We start from the raw sequence: 14734 nt of genomic DNA on the forward strand, positions 1-14734 counted from the left end.
TCAAGTCTTTACGGACGGAAGTTCCGAAACCAGCCGGAGCGAGGCATTGATACCCTCCAGCTGATAATGCGGGCGCAGATAGAAGCGGGCATTGTAGTAGCCTGGGCGTCCCTCCACGCTGTCCACCTGAACCTCGGCGGCGGCGAGCGGGCGCTTGGCGCGCGCCTTGTCGTCGGCAAAGGCCGGGTTGGCCAGCACATACCGGTTGATCCATTCGGTCAGCCAGATCTGCATGTCGGAGCGCTCCTTGAACGAACCGACCTTGTCGCGCGCGATCGCCTTGAGGTAGTGGGCAAAGCGCGAGACCGGGAAAAGGTAGGGCAGGTTGGCGCTCAGCCGCTCGTTGGCCTGCGCATCAGGGTCGACCAGCCGTCCCGCCCTTGTCTCGTCGTCCTGCAGCGAATGGGCGCCAATGAAGGCGGCGAGATCGGTGTTCTTTCGATGCAGGATGGGCATCAGGCCGAGCTTGGCCAGCTCCGCCTCGCGCCGGTCGTCGATGGCGACCTCCGTCGGACATTTCATCGCTATCGAGCCGTCATCGGTCGGGAAGCTGTGCACTGGCAGGTTGAGGACCGTGCCGCCATTTTCGACGCCGCGGATCTGCGTACCCCAGCCATAGAGCTTGTGGCTGCGGTTTATGTTCACGCCCATCGGGAAGGCAGCGTTCATCCAGACATATTTGTTGTGGTCGCCATGCACCTCCTCCTCGAAGGTGAAGCCCTTCACCGGAACGGTATCGGTACCATACGGCAGCCGCGCCAGAACGCGAGGCATGGTCAGGCCGATGTAGCGTGCATCCTCGCTCTCGCGCAGCGACTGCCAGGAGGCATAGGCGGGGTTGGAGACGATCTGCTGCAGGTCCTGCGGATTCGGCAATTCCTGCCAGCTATCCATGCGGAACAGGCGAGGCGAGGCAGCTGCGATAAAAGGCGTGTGCGCTGAGGCGCAGACGCCGGAGATGTTGCGCAGCAGACCGACGTCGCGCGGGTGGTTGGAGAATTCGTAGGCACCGATCACACAGCCGATCGGCTCGCCGCCAAGCATCGAATACTCGTCCGTGTAGACTTTCTTGAAGATCGGGCTCTGATCCCACATCTGGCCCTCATAATCCTCAAGCGTGTCGGCCAGCTGCTCCTTGGAGATGTTCATCACCCGGATCTTCAGCTTCTGATCCGTCTCGGTATTGTTTACGAGATACCACAGGCCACGCCATGTGCCCTCCATTTCGCGCACTTCCGGCGCGTGCAGGATCTCGTTGACCTGTTCGGAAAGCATCTTGTCGATTCCGGCAATCAGCGACTTGATCGACTTGATCGCATTCGACGAGATGGTCGTGGTATCGGAACGTGTCTGCGCTGCAAGTGCGAGATTGCGCACCAATTGCTGCAGCTTTTCGCTGTCGTCCTTCTTGACCTTGAAATCCTTCTCGAGCAGCCCGCTGAATTCTCCAAGATCGATGGTTTCCGCCTCGGCGACGGCGGCGGTTTTTTGCTGTTCGGCCATGGTCATTCCCCTGCCTTGTCATCCGCCAGTGCCTGGCTGGCGATCTGGCCAAGAAGCGGTTCATTGTTCAGCAGTTGCGCAATGCGCTTTTCGGCGTCGACGCGCCCGTCCATGAAGCCGAGAAGTTCCTCGAGTTGGCGGCGCATCTTGAGGATTTCGGCCAATTGGGGCACCTGCTCGGCAATCTTGTCCGGCGCAAAATCGCCCATCTTGGTGAAGGTAAGGTCGAGCGCCAGCTCCTCGTCCCGCTCGGCGCCTTCGGCCTGGGGCAGCGTATTCTTCACGCGGGCTTTCACGCGTGGCCCAAGTGCCTCCATGAAACGCGGAAACCGGTTCGCATCGGTCTCGACCAAGGAGCGGTCCAGCACCGACTTGGCCGCTTCCTTCGTCTGCGAAGCCCCCGAAAGATCGGCCATGACGGCCATGACAAACGGCAGCTCGATTGTCGTTGGACTGCCATAGGTTTCCACGTCATAGGCGATCTGCACCCGCGGCGCGCGATTTCGTTCGATGACCTTGGCTTTGCTTTCGGCTGGCATTGCTTGCTACCTTTCATCCTTCTGAGCCGTCTTCTTGGCATCGGGAACGCCGGCAAGAAGCCGGAACTCCTTCAGTCCCGACGGGGCGAGGTCTTCCATCAGTTCAACAAAATCCATATGCACCATCCGGCGCACACGGCGGGCGAGGTGGGGAATCGGGCTCGACGGTTCGGTACGGTCATAGAAGGCGACGACGAGGTCCAGGCATTTCACCACGTCGTCGCGCGAAGAAATCCGGTCGGGGAGTCCGGTGCTCGAGTCCGCGTAGCTAGCCACATTTGCCATTGTATCGGCTCCATGACCGTTTCGGGCAGGCATTACCGGTTCTGCAGGCGAAGGGGACGGCTTTGCCGAGCCATTCGCCATCGCGCCGGCAGCCGAGTTGCGCTCGAGGGTTGTCAGCAAACGCTGCAGGAACCGTTTTAATTCCGGAATGGTGGTCCCGCCGCTGCCTTCAAGGCGAGCATTGAGGGCTGTCTCGACCGTATCCAGTGCCGCGACCGCCGCGCGCGCATCGGCGATGAGCGACTGCATTTCCTCATTGGCTTGATCCGCCTGTGCCGCGCACCCGGCACGAACCCGGTTCAACAGTTGTCCGTGCGCACTGACAAGCGCTGCCTTTTCGGCCGCATTCAATCCTGACGCTGCTTCTTGCAGCATGACGCGGTCGTCGAGTGCAGCGTGTTCCAGGTCGCGTCCGCTGATCGGCCCGATCGAGCGTGGCGCAAAGAAAGTCATTTGACGCAGGTTGGCCAGCAGCCCGTCCTGACCGTTTTGAAGATCGAGCAGCGCGTTGATGCGGCGCAAGGCGGCCTCGCGAGGCGACGTGTTGGGCCGCAGCGCCGGGTGCATGGATTCCCAATGCTGGTCGAATGTCCGCCCAATAAGCGTCAGACCCTGCGCCAAGCCGGCCAGTCCCTGCTCGTTGGCCAGTGCGCGTGTGACAATGACAATCAGGCGCAGGTCGCGACCACGCGCGCGCAATTCCTCGGCCTTGGTGAGCACTGCTGGCCAGTCGACGGGAATGGTGCTTTGCGAGACCGGCCTGTTGTTGCCGTCATGGACAACCTTGACCTGGGGCTCCGTCAGGCGCTCCAGTTCGTGAAACGCCGGATCGTTACGCAAATCCTCTCCCGGCGGAATTTCACCGTCGAGCGGAGCAAGCCAGAGTGCGACGTCGATCACACCGATCCCCCAGTCACCGGCCCTGAGGCCGACCTGCCCCTACGTTATCACACGGTTGCGCTTTTCCACAATTCAGCGGGTGCGGAAAAAATTAACAAAAGCTAATGCAGCCTTGTCTTGATTGTGGAATCCGAAAGGCGTGATTGTCGAGCCTTGGACCGGAAATGTCGTGCCTGGGATGTCAGGCTCGTGGTTGTTTGCAGCCGCCGATGCAGGATCTTCCACCAATGATGGGGAGCCCGCATAATCGGGGATCGAAACCTTTGTTCATCCTGTACTTTGTCAAGCGGCTGCTTATGTGGCAGGTTATCGACTTGCAGAGTGCAGGAGCACGTTGGATGGAACAGCGCCGGTCGTCGCAGAGTTTCAAGCGCAAGGAACTTGTCGGAAAGCTCAATCCTCTAGGGTTGCGCGCCTTCAAGGCAGCGGCCGACAGTGCCAAACTGCGCGGCAATCCTTACGTCGAACTCGTCCATTTCATCGAGCAGTTGGTGCTCTCCGACCGCTCGGATGTGCAAATGATGATCGCCGATGCGGGAATGGATGCGAGCCGACTTACGGCCGATATGACGCGTGCGGTGGACAAGCTGCCTTATGGCGCAACCTCGATCGAAGAGTTTTCCGATCATATCTTCCACGCCATCCAGGAGGCCTGGAATCTGGCAACACTGGAATTCGGCGTGGAGGAGGTCCGCAGCGCGCATGTTCTGCTTGCTTGCCTGAAGACACCGGTGCTGGAAGGCCTGCTGTCGAAGATCAGCGGCGAGTTCGACAAGATCGACGACGACGCCGTCGTGGCCCGCTTCGCCGATGTCACGGAGGGCTCACTCGAAGCCGGCGCTGCGCCAACGGTTACCGCGACAGAGGCGCTGCGGCGGGCTTCGGGCGGCGATTCGGCACTGGCCAAATATGCCACCGACCTGACCCAGCGCGCCCGCGACGGAAAGATCGACCCGGTCGTCGGCCGCGATCCGGAGATCAGGCAGATTGTCGACATATTGATGCGACGTCGGCAGAACAATCCGATCCTGACCGGCGAGGCGGGCGTCGGCAAGACTGCAGTCGTGGAGGGTTTTGCTCTGCGCATCGCCAAAGGCGATGTGCCGCCCCCACTGCAGGGAGTGAGCGTGCGCATGCTCGACGTCGGATTGATGCAGGCAGGCGCAAGCGTAAAAGGTGAATTCGAAAAGCGGCTGAAGGCTGTAATCGACGAGGTTCAATCGTCCGAGGCGCCGGTCATCCTCTTCATCGACGAAGCCCATACTCTGATAGGCGCCGGTGGTGCTGCCGGAACCGGCGACGCTGCCAATCTGCTCAAACCGGCGTTGGCGCGCGGCGAGCTTCGCACGATAGCGGCAACGACCTGGTCGGAATACAAGCAGCACATCGAGAAAGACCCGGCGCTGACCCGCCGCTTCCAGGTGGTAAAGATCGACGAGCCGTCGGAAGGGGTGGCCATTCTCATGTTGCGCGGGGTGGCCGGCGTCCTGGAACAGCACCATGAGGTGCAGATATTGGACGAGGCGATCGACGCGGCGGTCGCCCTGTCGCATCGCTACATCCCGGCGCGGCAGTTGCCGGACAAGGCGGTCAGCCTTCTCGACACCGCCTGCGCGCGTGTCGCCGTTTCGCAGCACGCCACGCCCGCCGAGGTCGAGGACATCATGCGCCGTCGCCAGGCGCTGGAGGTCGAGCGCGGCATCATCGGCCGCGAGGCTGCAATCGGCATCGAGGTGGCTGAGCGGCAGGCACGGGTCGAGGCTGGGCTTGCCGAGACCGAACGCACGCTAGCAGCCGCGCAACAGCGCTGGGAGCGCGAAAAGGCGCTGGTGGCCGAGATACTCGAACTGCGCGCCAGGCTGCGCGGTGACGGCGTGCCTCTCGATGCCGTGGAAGGGCAGGAGGCCGCCACTGAGACAGAGAGCGTGGACCTGCCGGAGACCGAACAGTCCAACGCCGGGACGAAGGTTGCGGCGGGAGGCGGTACTTCTCCTCCCGATCCGGCTGCCGATCTCGCTCGGCTGCGCGAACTGATGAGCGAACTGGCCGAGGCGCAAGGCGAAACACCGCTGATCCTGCCATCGGTCGACCGCAACGCCGTGGCGGCCGTGGTCCAGGACTGGACGGGCATCCCGACGGGGCGGATGCTGTCGAGTCAGACCGAGAAGGCGCTGCGGCTCGCGGCCACTCTGTCCGAGCGCGTTGTCGGACAGGATCACGCCATGGAGATGATCGCCAAGCGCGTGCAGACCAGCCGCGCCGGTCTCGGCGCTCCGGAAAAGCCGGTGGGTGTATTCCTGCTTTGCGGCCCCTCGGGCGTCGGCAAGACCGAAACCGCCTTGGCACTGGCCGAAACGCTTTACGGCGGAGAGCAGAACCTGATCTCGATCAACATGTCTGAATTCCAGGAGGCGCATACGGTCTCTACCTTGAAGGGCGCGCCGCCCGGCTATGTCGGCTACGGCAAGGGAGGAATTCTCACCGAGGCGGTGCGACGCAAACCCTATTCGGTGATCCTGCTCGACGAGGTCGAGAAGGCGCATCCGGACGTGCACGAAATCTTCTTCCAGGTCTTTGACAAAGGGATGATGGACGACAGTGAAGGTAGACGCATCGATTTCAAGAACACGCTGATCCTTCTTACGTCGAATGTCGGCTCCGAAGTGATTATGGACCGGACAAGGAATGGCGCGGTCCGGGCAGGGCTCGACGAACTGGACACCGCATTACGCAGCCCATTGCTGAAAGTCTTCCCTGCGGCCTTTCTCGGCCGGGTGGTGACCATCCCCTACTTTCCGCTTTCGGATTCGATGATCGAAGCGATCACCCATCATCAGTTCGCCAAGATTGCTCGCCGGCTGCGCGCGACCAACGATGCGGAATTGGTAATCGGCGACGGTGTAATGGATCTGGTCAAGACCCGCTGCACGGAGATCGAATCCGGCGGCAGAATGATTGATGCTATCCTAACCAACACGCTTCTTCCGGAACTGAGCCGCGGCGTGCTGAACCGGTCGCTCACGGGCGAAAAGATGACGAAGGTCACAGTTGGCGCCTCAGGCCAAGGGTTTACCTATTCCTTCGAATAGGCCAGGCGAATTATGGCGGCCCCTTTCGGCCGGCTCCTGCATTGAGCTGATGTCCGCTAATCCTGCGGCTTGCACGCGCTCAGCTCGCTATCCGAGGACAATGATCGCCGCCATCGCCTGCAGTTCTGCCTTCTGGAAAAGCGCACAGCCGACCCGGCGAGCGAGATGCAGTGCATAGCAGAGGGCATATGATGACTTTAGCAATCTCGCCCTCGGAAGCTGAATTTTCGTATGATGACTTCGATTTTATCTTGCGCCGGGAGTATGCGACGTCATGGCCCCGCAAAAGTTGGAGGACCCATGCAGCAGGTCGAACATCGAACGTCCCGCAGGTCGTTCGTTTCGGAGGTCGCAGATGCGCTGCGTGACCAGATCGACAGGCTTCTACGCGCCTGGTGACAAATTGCCGACAGAACCCGCGCTTATGTAGCACGCGTTCACATCCTCGGCGGACACGTTGGGAGCCTCAAGGCGCTCGGGCCTTTTCTTGACCGCCTGGTACCGATCACCAACGGCACGGAGCGATGAGCGTCAGCCGGCGCTCCAAAGCCGCCAATTGGCGCGAGGCGCCAGCGCACTTCGGATCGCCGCCACCGCGGCGTGAAGGACGGTGACGTTCACCCCGGTCGAAGGCGAATGAGAAATACTTCCGCATCTTCGCCGGGGCCACCGAGTTCGGGGCGGCATGGAAGAAGACCTCGCGCGCGGGCCGCGACTATCACTCCGTCAAGCTCGACGATCCGAGCTTCCCGGCTCCGATCTATGCAAGCCTGGTCGAGACCGACACCGACGGCGAGTTCTCGCTGATCTGGTCTCGCCGCACCGCAGAGTGATCCGACTAAACACGAAGCTCCGCCGCAAGGTGGGGCTTCGCCACGTTCAGGTTTGCCGCTGCCTGGCCTCTGTCGGGTGCGGCAGGCTACGCTTTGACCGGTGCCTTGCGCGCGCTGCGCACACCGGCGCTCGCCCGCAGCCGTACCGCGCGAAGAATTTTCGCGGTGTCGCGCCACCTCCTACTTGCCGACGGCCCCACTGCACCTGCGAAAAGTCGAACATCGGGGAATAACAAGCGCGGCCATTATCTACGACGGTCGGCCGATTATCGATTACTTACGCAGGATCGACGATGACCGTCCATCATCTGCTATACTCCTGCTCCGCCCCGCTTGGCGGTACGGTTTGTCCTCCGGCTGAGTTTCCTCCCCTGATGAAACATGCCGTCACCACTTGGGTTCCCTGGCTTTTGACGTGATGCCTGCCGTTTCAAGCGTTTTGGCGAGGAACGGAACGCGGAGCAGGCCGACCGCGTTTCGCTACAAGGCAATAATTTTGGAGGTATGAAATGCCAGCCAAATCCAAGGCCCAGCAGATGGCGGCGGGCGCCGCCCTTGCGGCCAAGCGCGGTGAAAAGAAGAAGAACGAGTTGAAGGGTGCGTCCAAGTCGATGGTCAAGTCGATGAGCGAGAAGGAACTTCACAAAATGGCGTCGACCAAGCGCAAGGGCAAAGCCGAACATGCGTCCAAATCGTGAGTAGATGCCGGATGGCAGCCAATGCCAAGTACCAACTCGTCGGTTTCGCCGTTACTCGCCCGCTCGACCCCGTTTGAAAGCAGCGCTTCTTTACTTTGAAAGCAGTTGGACCGCTCAGACGCTGATCGCGATAAGCTTGAGCACGGACGCAACCCACTCTCGCTAATGCTTGGGCCGAACGGGCGCTCCCATATGAATTGAGGGGCTAAGTGGGAACTGTCCTAATTGCGCTCCTTGCCTTCCCGCTTGGCCTGTTCAAGGTCTTCATCCGATAGCAGGCGGACGTCGGAATCGACGGCGCTGCCGTCGGCAGGGCAAATTGCAACTTTTCCATGTAGGGCGTCGGTTTCTTTCGCCGGAAGTCGACGAACTCCTTGGCGTAATAGTCTCGTGCCTGCTCAACGCTTTTTTTGCCGGTCACGATATCGTGCATGAGATTGAGCGCTAGGAAATTAGCCTGCTCGTCATGGCAACGCGCAGAAACTTCGCCTGTCGTGCGTTCGGCTATCACGCTGCCATCGAACTCGGCAAGTTGGGTGAACTTGTCGGGCGGAACCTTGTAGTCGATGACGGATTCGAACGAGTCGTTATGGGGCGCCGGAAAATTGTGCTCGTAGAACGCCTTTGACGCGACTATCCGCTTCCATGGGCCCGGCTTGTGCCAAGTCAGCTGAGAGTCTGTGACCTCATGGGGTTCGCCACACTGGTTAATGACGAACTGCGCGGCCTCACGAGACTCTTCGGGCCAGCTCTCGATCTGTCGTACTGCTTGCTTCTGTGGCATGAACTACGTCCATTCGACGATACGTGCCAACCGCGACAACCCGAATTGGTTCCCTGGTGATTCCGGGTCCCCCTTGCTTGCTTCGTCGCCCTGCTCGCCGCCCGCGCACCCGACAGACCAAACGTGCCGACAGCTTCAGCGAAGCTCTACTTTTATCCGATTTCCCGAGTTACGCCGCCGGGGTGCGGCGCAGGACCGATGCGATCATCCCGTGCTTCGGATGCGACAGCGTCCAGGAGCAGGGTAACCTCGACATTGACGCTGGTAATGGCTTGCGAGTGAAGAGGCTGATTGGCCCAACGGGCGATGGAGAGTACCAATGGGTAGTCCTCAACCGGCACCTCATGGATCTTGATCGACGTCCCCGTACGATCCAGCAGCAGAAGCAAAGGAGTCATCCCCGTGTCCGATTTGCTCGCGATGGCGGCAACTCGCTGAACATCCGCATCGCTGTCAACGCGAACATTGAAGAGTATTCGGCCTCCAGATTTATCGGCGCAGTCGACTGCTACGGAATCGAAGCTGGCCGCCGGAAAATCTGCAGCTTGAACAATCATCTCGATCAAAACCGTCTCAAGTTGTGGCGTGCTACCCATCCAGCAATGTAGTCGGGAGACTCCCGCATAAATCAAGCAGGCGCCGTGGCGTATCCCGGAGATCAAATTTGGCACGTGCAGCGTCGGTTCTGATCCCAAGCCGCAGCAGGCCGGTGGTCCGGACGTCGATCACCGTCAGGGGCGACGTAGCAGAGACTTCGGACACGGCCCAGCCAGCGATTTCCGAGAGATGCAGCGTGCGGTCAGATTTTCCATCGAACCGGCCGCGAATATCCGCCTCGGCACCGCCGTCGCCAGGTCGCGAGCAATGTAGAGGGCCATGAAGGACCGGTCGGGGCTTGCGAAGCGCGATTGTCCGAACCCCATGCCCAATGGAGTAGCTGCGTACTGCTGTCGCATTGCCCGCAGGTAGCGTTGCGGCTGGAACCTGAATGGCGGACGTGGCGGCCAAGCTCGCCGAGCTGGTCACAGTCTAGCTCTGATGCCGGGTTGGCTGGCCCTATCCTGGATCTCCGGGCCGGGATCGCGCTCGCTCAGCAGGAGCCGTTCACCCTTCAAGTCGGTCCAATAGATAATTTCATTCGCGGCGAGCGGATGATCCTGGGCAAAGCGACAATGATGCGCTTACTCCACAAGGCCAGCGAGCGACTGCAATCTGAAGCCGGCTCGCCGGTGACAACGGCGATGTCGACCGTGCCATTCTGGAATCAAAATTAGCGCCCGTCGGGATGAACGAGTGAACGGTATGTAAAAGGAGGACATTTGCAATGATCGCCTGCCCCAACCGGCTACGAAAAATTGTCCCGAACTGGCGATTGGTAGACGCCAAGCAGCCGCGCACGTATGGTTTGTAACGATCGGCTGCACCGGGCGCCGCCCATCCCAGTGCCCACGCCCCCGTGCTCGGCGCGACGCTCGATCGACCCGTCGTGCTGTAGAGTGCGGCGGGTTTTTCAATGTCGATCGCGCAGCTCTTTCACTGCCTTGGTGCGGGTCAGACGGTCGTTGCCGTTCTTTTGATCAGCCTGCCGACCTGGCTCGGCGACCTATCACCAAGAAGGTGATGGAGACCGCGAATCAACGACCGGAGAGGCCGTCGCGTTCCTTGTGGTGGTGCGGTGAGGCACGAAGCTCAATGCGGAGCGGCCAGCGGCCGCACACAAGAGCCTCCGCTGCCCACTGACAGCCAAAACCTTCTGGAAGTTTGTCGTTTTCCGTGCCTGCGGTTTCAGGGACCGGCGGCGGCGATTTTGGTGTATGGAATTCTGCACGAACAAAGGTCCTGTGGCGAAGGGGTTTGGTCACGCCGATACATCGAAAAGCCGAGAATGCTGGTGTTTTCAGGCCATCCGAGATGGCGCTGCTGGGCCGCGCATTCGAACGCTTGGTCGATGCGCAATCTGAGTATCAACGTGAGGCGCTCGAGTCCCGGATCATCGCGAACTAGATGGCCGGGATACGGGACGAGGAAGAACTTGGTTCGGCCTCCAAGCTACCACTGGGACGATAGGCGGCGGCCCCGCCACGGTGTATCGGACCGGAGCCACCGCGAAGGGTGCGGCGGGCCTTTCTTCGTTTGCGGGCGAATCCTAGAACAGGTTGATCAACCGCAGAGAAAACAGCACGATTGCGGCCAGCACGTAAACCCCAAGCAGCCAGACTACAGGCATAAAGATGCCGGTATCGTGTTTCAGCTTCAGAGTAGCTCTTCGGAGCAACCTATACATTTCACATTCCGCGCAACCCATTCCCACAACTATCGAGAGATATTCTCGTTCCACCAGTGCCAAGGAGTTGAACTCGGCCGTCTGCCTGACTCCTCCAAAAACCTCGGCTAAACCCGTTTCCATCCCCTTCGCAAGCGCTGTAGCTACACTCTGGTGAGTCTCAAGAGGCAATTCAGACGCCAATCCGATTGTCCCAAAGCGGGACTACAACCCTCGAACACCGCCAAGCTTGGGCGTCGGCCAGCAGCCCGACACTATCAGGATGCGTATTTCAGAAATTCGCGGACACCATTCCGCTAATTCGCGGACAGCGATTTCAGTAATTACTGGACAGTGATTCCGCTAATTCCCGGACAGTCTTCGGGACGGATAACGGTCGGTTCTCGGGAGCGCCGTTCTGGCATTTTGCCCTCTCATCATCGGGTTGAGAGGGGCCACGCCAAGACGGAAGCAAGCGAGACGAACGACAGTGAAAGACCTACGATCCATCCTGCGCCTGACGCATGAGCAGGGTCTCTCGGTGCGAGCGGTATCGGAACGGCTGAAGATCAGCAAGACTTCGGTTTCGACCTATCTGTTGCGGGCGCGTGAGGCTGGCATCTCGGAACTGGCCGCTGCCGCCGGGCTATGACAATGACGTATTGCTTGAGCGGCTTCTGTTTCACCGGGTTGGCCGTTCGCCGCAGGATCTGGACGAGCCCGATTGGGCGATGATCTCGCGCGAGCTGAAGCGCAAGAGCGTGACGCTGACGTTGTTGTGGCAGGAATACCGCGCGGCGCACCCCAATGGTTATGACTACACCTGGTTTTGTGACCGGTTCGGCTTTCCAGCGCCGGTCGAGCGCAACGTTCCGTAACCGCCACGAGGCGGGCGCGGTGATGCAGACCGACTATGCGGGCCACACCGTGCCCATTGTCGATCCCGATACTGGCGTCATCTACCAGGCTCAAAGCATCGTCGCTCTGCAGTGAACGGCGGTCATAGAACTGGCAAGCGAGGACCATTGGCTTGTCCGACTATCGTTGTGCCTTCAGGAGACGCTCGAGCGTTGAAAAGTCACTCATGTCGCGGTAGGGCGTCAGGTCAAGATCCTTGGGGATCTTCTTGAGCTTCTCTTCGGAGATCGGTTTTTCGTTCTTTTTGTTGACGGCCTGGTACGCGGACCACCCAACACCCGCCGCCTTCACGGCATCGCGTTCGGCTCGAAGGGCGATTTGATGCGCGTGCAGATAATGAAGCCCGAGTTTGTCTAGGAGCGCCTTTTCAACGATCTCGTGCGTTAGCAGAAATGGGGCAAGCCGGACCTTGGCCGATTTCCAATCCATAGTGCGAGGCATATGGCGATCGATATAAATCGTCCTGCCATCTTTGCTGTAGCCAGCAATGTAGGGGATATCGAAATCATGAACGATCTTCACCCGACGATGCAGCGCCCGCACAGCGTCACTCAGTACATCATCGTCCAAGTCTTCGGAAACGTGGCGGACTTCATCTTCAAGCTTCATTTTTTCCACACTGACACCAGCGGCGCTTTGCTCCCATAGACCGGGAGCCTTCCCGTGGACGGCCAATTTGGTGACCGGTGCCGGCAGGAAGAACTGCCACGTCGCCGGCCTTCAAGGACAATGTACGGCCCCTGTTGGCCCCGAACCGAACCTTGCCGATTCCGCGCGCAACCCCAAGCACTTCATTTTTGCGGGAATGGTAATGAACGTAGTGGTAGATGCCGTCCCGCCAGCCGCTACTCCAGCCATTGGCCTCGAAAAGCTCTTCCAGCACGGCTCCGGAGTCAACCTCAATGCATGGGCCCGAAGTCCATCCGCAAGATGCTTTCTGCCGGCGAATCGGCGCTGCCCGAGCCGAGTTGCAGGCAGGCAGCGGGTCTGTGCCCGCTCCTGGTACAGGGATGTTGAAGAGGCAGACTACCACAAGCAATGTCTCATCATGGCTGCGGATTTCCGAAGGCAGGTTTCTCAAGCACGAGCACATGACTACCAAGAGGCGATGTGTGAGTGCTCTTGACCTGGAACCCCTCATCAGAAAGCGTTTCGATGAATTCGCCATCCGTCCCCGGCGGAACGCGGGCAACAACGTTCGAGGTGCGCCTCACAATATTGGAAAGCACCCTTCGCGCCTTGCTCGGGCCGATGTTGCGCTGCATGTGCTGATAGACGGCCAGCAGCAGGACGATATCGTATTTCGGTAGAAGGATATTGCCGAGGCGGCGGCTGCCAAGGTTTAGGCGATCGAACCGGGCATGTACCGGGGAGCCGCTCAATAGCATTTTTGCCGTTTCGATATGAGGTTTGGCAATGTCGATCCCATGGATCGAACTCGGTCTTAGCTTGGATATCTCATAGGCGACAACACCCATATTGCAGCCAACATCGAGAATGGATTTTCCGGCGTAGTCGACCTTTGCGGAGAATAGCCCGTCAAGTCTGTCGTCCCACGTTCCTGCAAAACCCCTTTTGAATCTTGACCACCACAAATCATCAGCTCCTTTGGGAAGAGCCCCCTTGAGCGCCTCCTACCACGAGTGAATTAATGGTCGATACCCATTCAACTGGAATTGATCACATTGACGAAGCAGGGATGTGTGCGGCGGCGTTACAACCCCATCACCTTGAGTGCCGCGGGAACCGCATAGCGGCTGCCGTCATAATGCAGCCGGTAGGTCCGCTTCACAGCCTTGCCGGGATGGGACTGGCATTCGCCATCCTTGTCGGGGGAGGGATTGTCGGTATCCGTCCGCTCGACCGCAATGATGTCATGATAGCCGTGGTGGCGCGCCGGGCTCATCGCCAGACTGACCTGGCTGGAATGAAACGATCCGGCGCAACTGGCATCGCTATCGCCGCCATGGCCGGCCACCACGAGGCTGTCGAGCACCAAGCGAAGCGCATCGCCGGCAAGGGCGTAGAGGCGCAGGTCGGTTTCAGTGAAGGGAGTGGCCTGCGAATGGTTTGCCATTTCGATGCGCAGGCCGAAGGCGGTGACCTCAGGGGCCAGTGCATAACGGCCGGTGTCGAATTCGACCATGCGGATGGGGATGGCGTCATCCGTCATCAGTCCAGGCTGGAGCAGGCGCTGGCGCACCCGCAGGCTCTTTCTATCGACGACCAGTAGCTCGATATCGCCAACATGCAGGTGGTCGCTGTTGGCGCTGTCGATCAGCGGCACTGCAACCAACAGCAGGTCGTCATGAGTGGGCCAGATCTTGCAGATCAGGCCGAATGGCGCATCGCTCTCCGGGAGCGTTGAGGCGATGCTGGTATGGGGTGCAAGCGTGAACGAGGCGCCGTCGGCGCTCTTTCGGGCCTCGGGATAGGCCTGCTGCAGCAGGGCGGCAGCGTCGCCGCAATCGCCCGCCGCGGCTCGGGCGGGCGACAGGCTGGCGAGGGCGGCGCCGAGCAACAGGACAGGCAGCACTATTCGCATGGAGTTCTCGCGTCGCAGGGCCAGGTTCGGCCAGTGACTTTCTACGCGAGATTGGTGGCGGCGCACAGGGTGGAGGGAAGTCGCGCTGCGGAGACGTCGATAAATCGGTTCGTCCCAGCTTTGTCCAGCTAAGATGCAACAGCTCGGACCGTTTGGAATTTGGTTCGCCTCAACCTCCAAGGGCGAGATGGTCGCAGCCTGCACCAACGGCGCGTTGTACGTTACGCTCATCGCTATCCAGCGCGGCCCCAACCAAGGGACGCTGGCAGGTCTCGGCACACAGCATTGCGGCTATTGCCTGCCTTGTCTCATCTGACGGGCAGCACTCGTTGCCGGCCTACATCCCGATCCAGATCCCACCGTCTACACGGTCGATG

General features: G+C 60.1%; 12 protein-coding genes and 3 pseudogenes. 5 read left to right on the top strand and 10 right to left on the bottom strand.

Features of this window, described 5'->3' with window-relative positions; genetic code table 11:
• The 3 genes from tssC to tssA are packed head-to-tail and all read right to left on the bottom strand — an operon-like array spanning position 1 to position 3227.
• Positions 1 to 1503, bottom strand: coding sequence for a type VI secretion system contractile sheath large subunit (gene tssC / locus NKJ28_RS27580; protein ID WP_023678575.1), 1503 nt, complete (start codon positions 1501 to 1503; stop codon positions 1 to 3).
• A gap of 2 nt (positions 1504 to 1505) precedes the next feature.
• A complete protein-coding gene (tssB, locus tag NKJ28_RS27585) occupies positions 1506 to 2042 on the bottom strand; it encodes a type VI secretion system contractile sheath small subunit (RefSeq protein WP_023678574.1) in 537 nt (178 codons plus the stop codon).
• Between the two features lie 6 nt (positions 2043 to 2048).
• Positions 2049 to 3227: a type VI secretion system protein TssA gene (gene tssA, locus NKJ28_RS27590; protein ID WP_352637752.1), complete on the bottom strand. Its 1179-nt coding sequence runs from the start codon at positions 3225 to 3227 to the stop codon at positions 2049 to 2051.
• A 338-nt stretch (positions 3228 to 3565) separates the two neighbouring features.
• Here tssA and tssH point away from each other — a divergent pair, with 338 nt between their 5' ends.
• From tssH to NKJ28_RS27610, 4 genes and pseudogenes are all read left to right on the top strand, one after another.
• Positions 3566 to 6316: a type VI secretion system ATPase TssH gene (gene tssH, locus NKJ28_RS27595; RefSeq protein WP_352637754.1), complete on the top strand. Its 2751-nt coding sequence runs from the start codon at positions 3566 to 3568 to the stop codon at positions 6314 to 6316.
• Positions 6317 to 6963: 647 nt separating this feature from the next.
• Positions 6964 to 7149 (top strand): annotated as a pseudogene (locus NKJ28_RS27600) (DUF736 domain-containing protein); the annotation flags it as partial.
• A 100-nt stretch (positions 7150 to 7249) separates the two neighbouring features.
• The gene (locus NKJ28_RS27605; protein ID WP_352637755.1) at positions 7250 to 7510 is read left to right on the top strand and encodes a DUF4334 domain-containing protein; all 261 of its coding nucleotides are present in this window, start codon (positions 7250 to 7252) and stop codon (positions 7508 to 7510) included.
• A 148-nt stretch (positions 7511 to 7658) separates the two neighbouring features.
• Complete coding sequence (locus NKJ28_RS27610) at positions 7659 to 7847, top strand: DUF3008 family protein (protein ID WP_352637756.1); 189 nt, start codon at positions 7659 to 7661, stop codon at positions 7845 to 7847.
• Between the two features lie 205 nt (positions 7848 to 8052).
• On the opposite strand, the gene NKJ28_RS27615 is transcribed toward NKJ28_RS27610, so the two are convergent.
• The 3 genes from NKJ28_RS27615 to NKJ28_RS27625 form a co-directional block, all read right to left on the bottom strand.
• On the bottom strand, positions 8053 to 8631 hold the full coding sequence (locus NKJ28_RS27615) for a hypothetical protein (RefSeq protein ID WP_352637757.1): 579 nt from the start codon (positions 8629 to 8631) through the stop codon (positions 8053 to 8055).
• A 152-nt stretch (positions 8632 to 8783) separates the two neighbouring features.
• Positions 8784 to 9197 (bottom strand): hypothetical protein, encoded by a 414-nt coding sequence (locus tag NKJ28_RS27620; protein WP_352637758.1) that lies wholly within the window; start codon positions 9195 to 9197, stop codon positions 8784 to 8786.
• A gap of 1580 nt (positions 9198 to 10777) precedes the next feature.
• Positions 10778 to 11098, bottom strand: a complete 321-nt coding sequence (locus tag NKJ28_RS27625) for a hypothetical protein (protein ID WP_352637759.1) — start codon at positions 11096 to 11098, stop codon at positions 10778 to 10780.
• 241 nt (positions 11099 to 11339) lie between these two features.
• Here NKJ28_RS27625 and NKJ28_RS27630 point away from each other — a divergent pair.
• Positions 11340 to 11881: pseudogene (locus tag NKJ28_RS27630) on the top strand (IS21 family transposase); the annotation flags it as partial.
• 51 nt (positions 11882 to 11932) lie between these two features.
• On the opposite strand, the gene NKJ28_RS27635 reads toward NKJ28_RS27630, so the two are convergent.
• From NKJ28_RS27635 to NKJ28_RS27645, 4 genes and pseudogenes are all read right to left on the bottom strand, one after another.
• On the bottom strand, positions 11933 to 12421 hold the full coding sequence (locus tag NKJ28_RS27635; RefSeq protein WP_352637760.1) for a hypothetical protein: 489 nt from the start codon (positions 12419 to 12421) through the stop codon (positions 11933 to 11935).
• Positions 12422 to 12488: 67 nt separating this feature from the next.
• A pseudogene (locus NKJ28_RS33070) lies at positions 12489 to 12692 on the bottom strand (cupin); the annotation flags it as partial.
• A 166-nt stretch (positions 12693 to 12858) separates the two neighbouring features.
• Complete coding sequence (locus NKJ28_RS27640) at positions 12859 to 13407, bottom strand: class I SAM-dependent methyltransferase (RefSeq protein ID WP_352637762.1); 549 nt, start codon at positions 13405 to 13407, stop codon at positions 12859 to 12861.
• A 119-nt stretch (positions 13408 to 13526) separates the two neighbouring features.
• Positions 13527 to 14588 carry a PA3715 family protein gene (locus NKJ28_RS27645; protein WP_352637764.1) on the bottom strand — a complete coding sequence of 354 codons (1062 nt, stop codon included), beginning with the start codon at positions 14586 to 14588 and terminating at the stop codon, positions 13527 to 13529.
• Between the last annotated feature and the right edge of the window lie 146 nt (positions 14589 to 14734).

Source organism: Mesorhizobium sp. M0145 (assembly GCF_040322355.1).
Lineage (GTDB): Bacteria > Pseudomonadota > Alphaproteobacteria > Rhizobiales > Rhizobiaceae > Mesorhizobium.

Bases quoted from the DNA above. Each gene is read 5' to 3' on its own strand.
- NKJ28_RS27645 (WP_352637764.1), bottom strand. From the start codon at position 14,588: ATGAGCGTAACGTACAACGCGCCGTTGGTGCAGGCTGCGACCATCTCG.
- tssH (WP_352637754.1), top strand. From the start codon at position 3,566: ATGGAACAGCGCCGGTCGTCGCAGAGTTTCAAGCGCAAGGAACTTGTC.
- tssB (WP_023678574.1), bottom strand. From the start codon at position 2,042: ATGCCAGCCGAAAGCAAAGCCAAGGTCATCGAACGAAATCGCGCGCCG.
- tssC (WP_023678575.1), bottom strand. From the start codon at position 1,503: ATGGCCGAACAGCAAAAAACCGCCGCCGTCGCCGAGGCGGAAACCATC.
- NKJ28_RS27615 (WP_352637757.1), bottom strand. From the start codon at position 8,631: ATGCCACAGAAGCAAGCAGTACGACAGATCGAGAGCTGGCCCGAAGAG.
- NKJ28_RS27610 (WP_352637756.1), top strand. From the start codon at position 7,659: ATGCCAGCCAAATCCAAGGCCCAGCAGATGGCGGCGGGCGCCGCCCTT.
- NKJ28_RS27635 (WP_352637760.1), bottom strand. From the start codon at position 12,421: ATGAAGCTTGAAGATGAAGTCCGCCACGTTTCCGAAGACTTGGACGAT.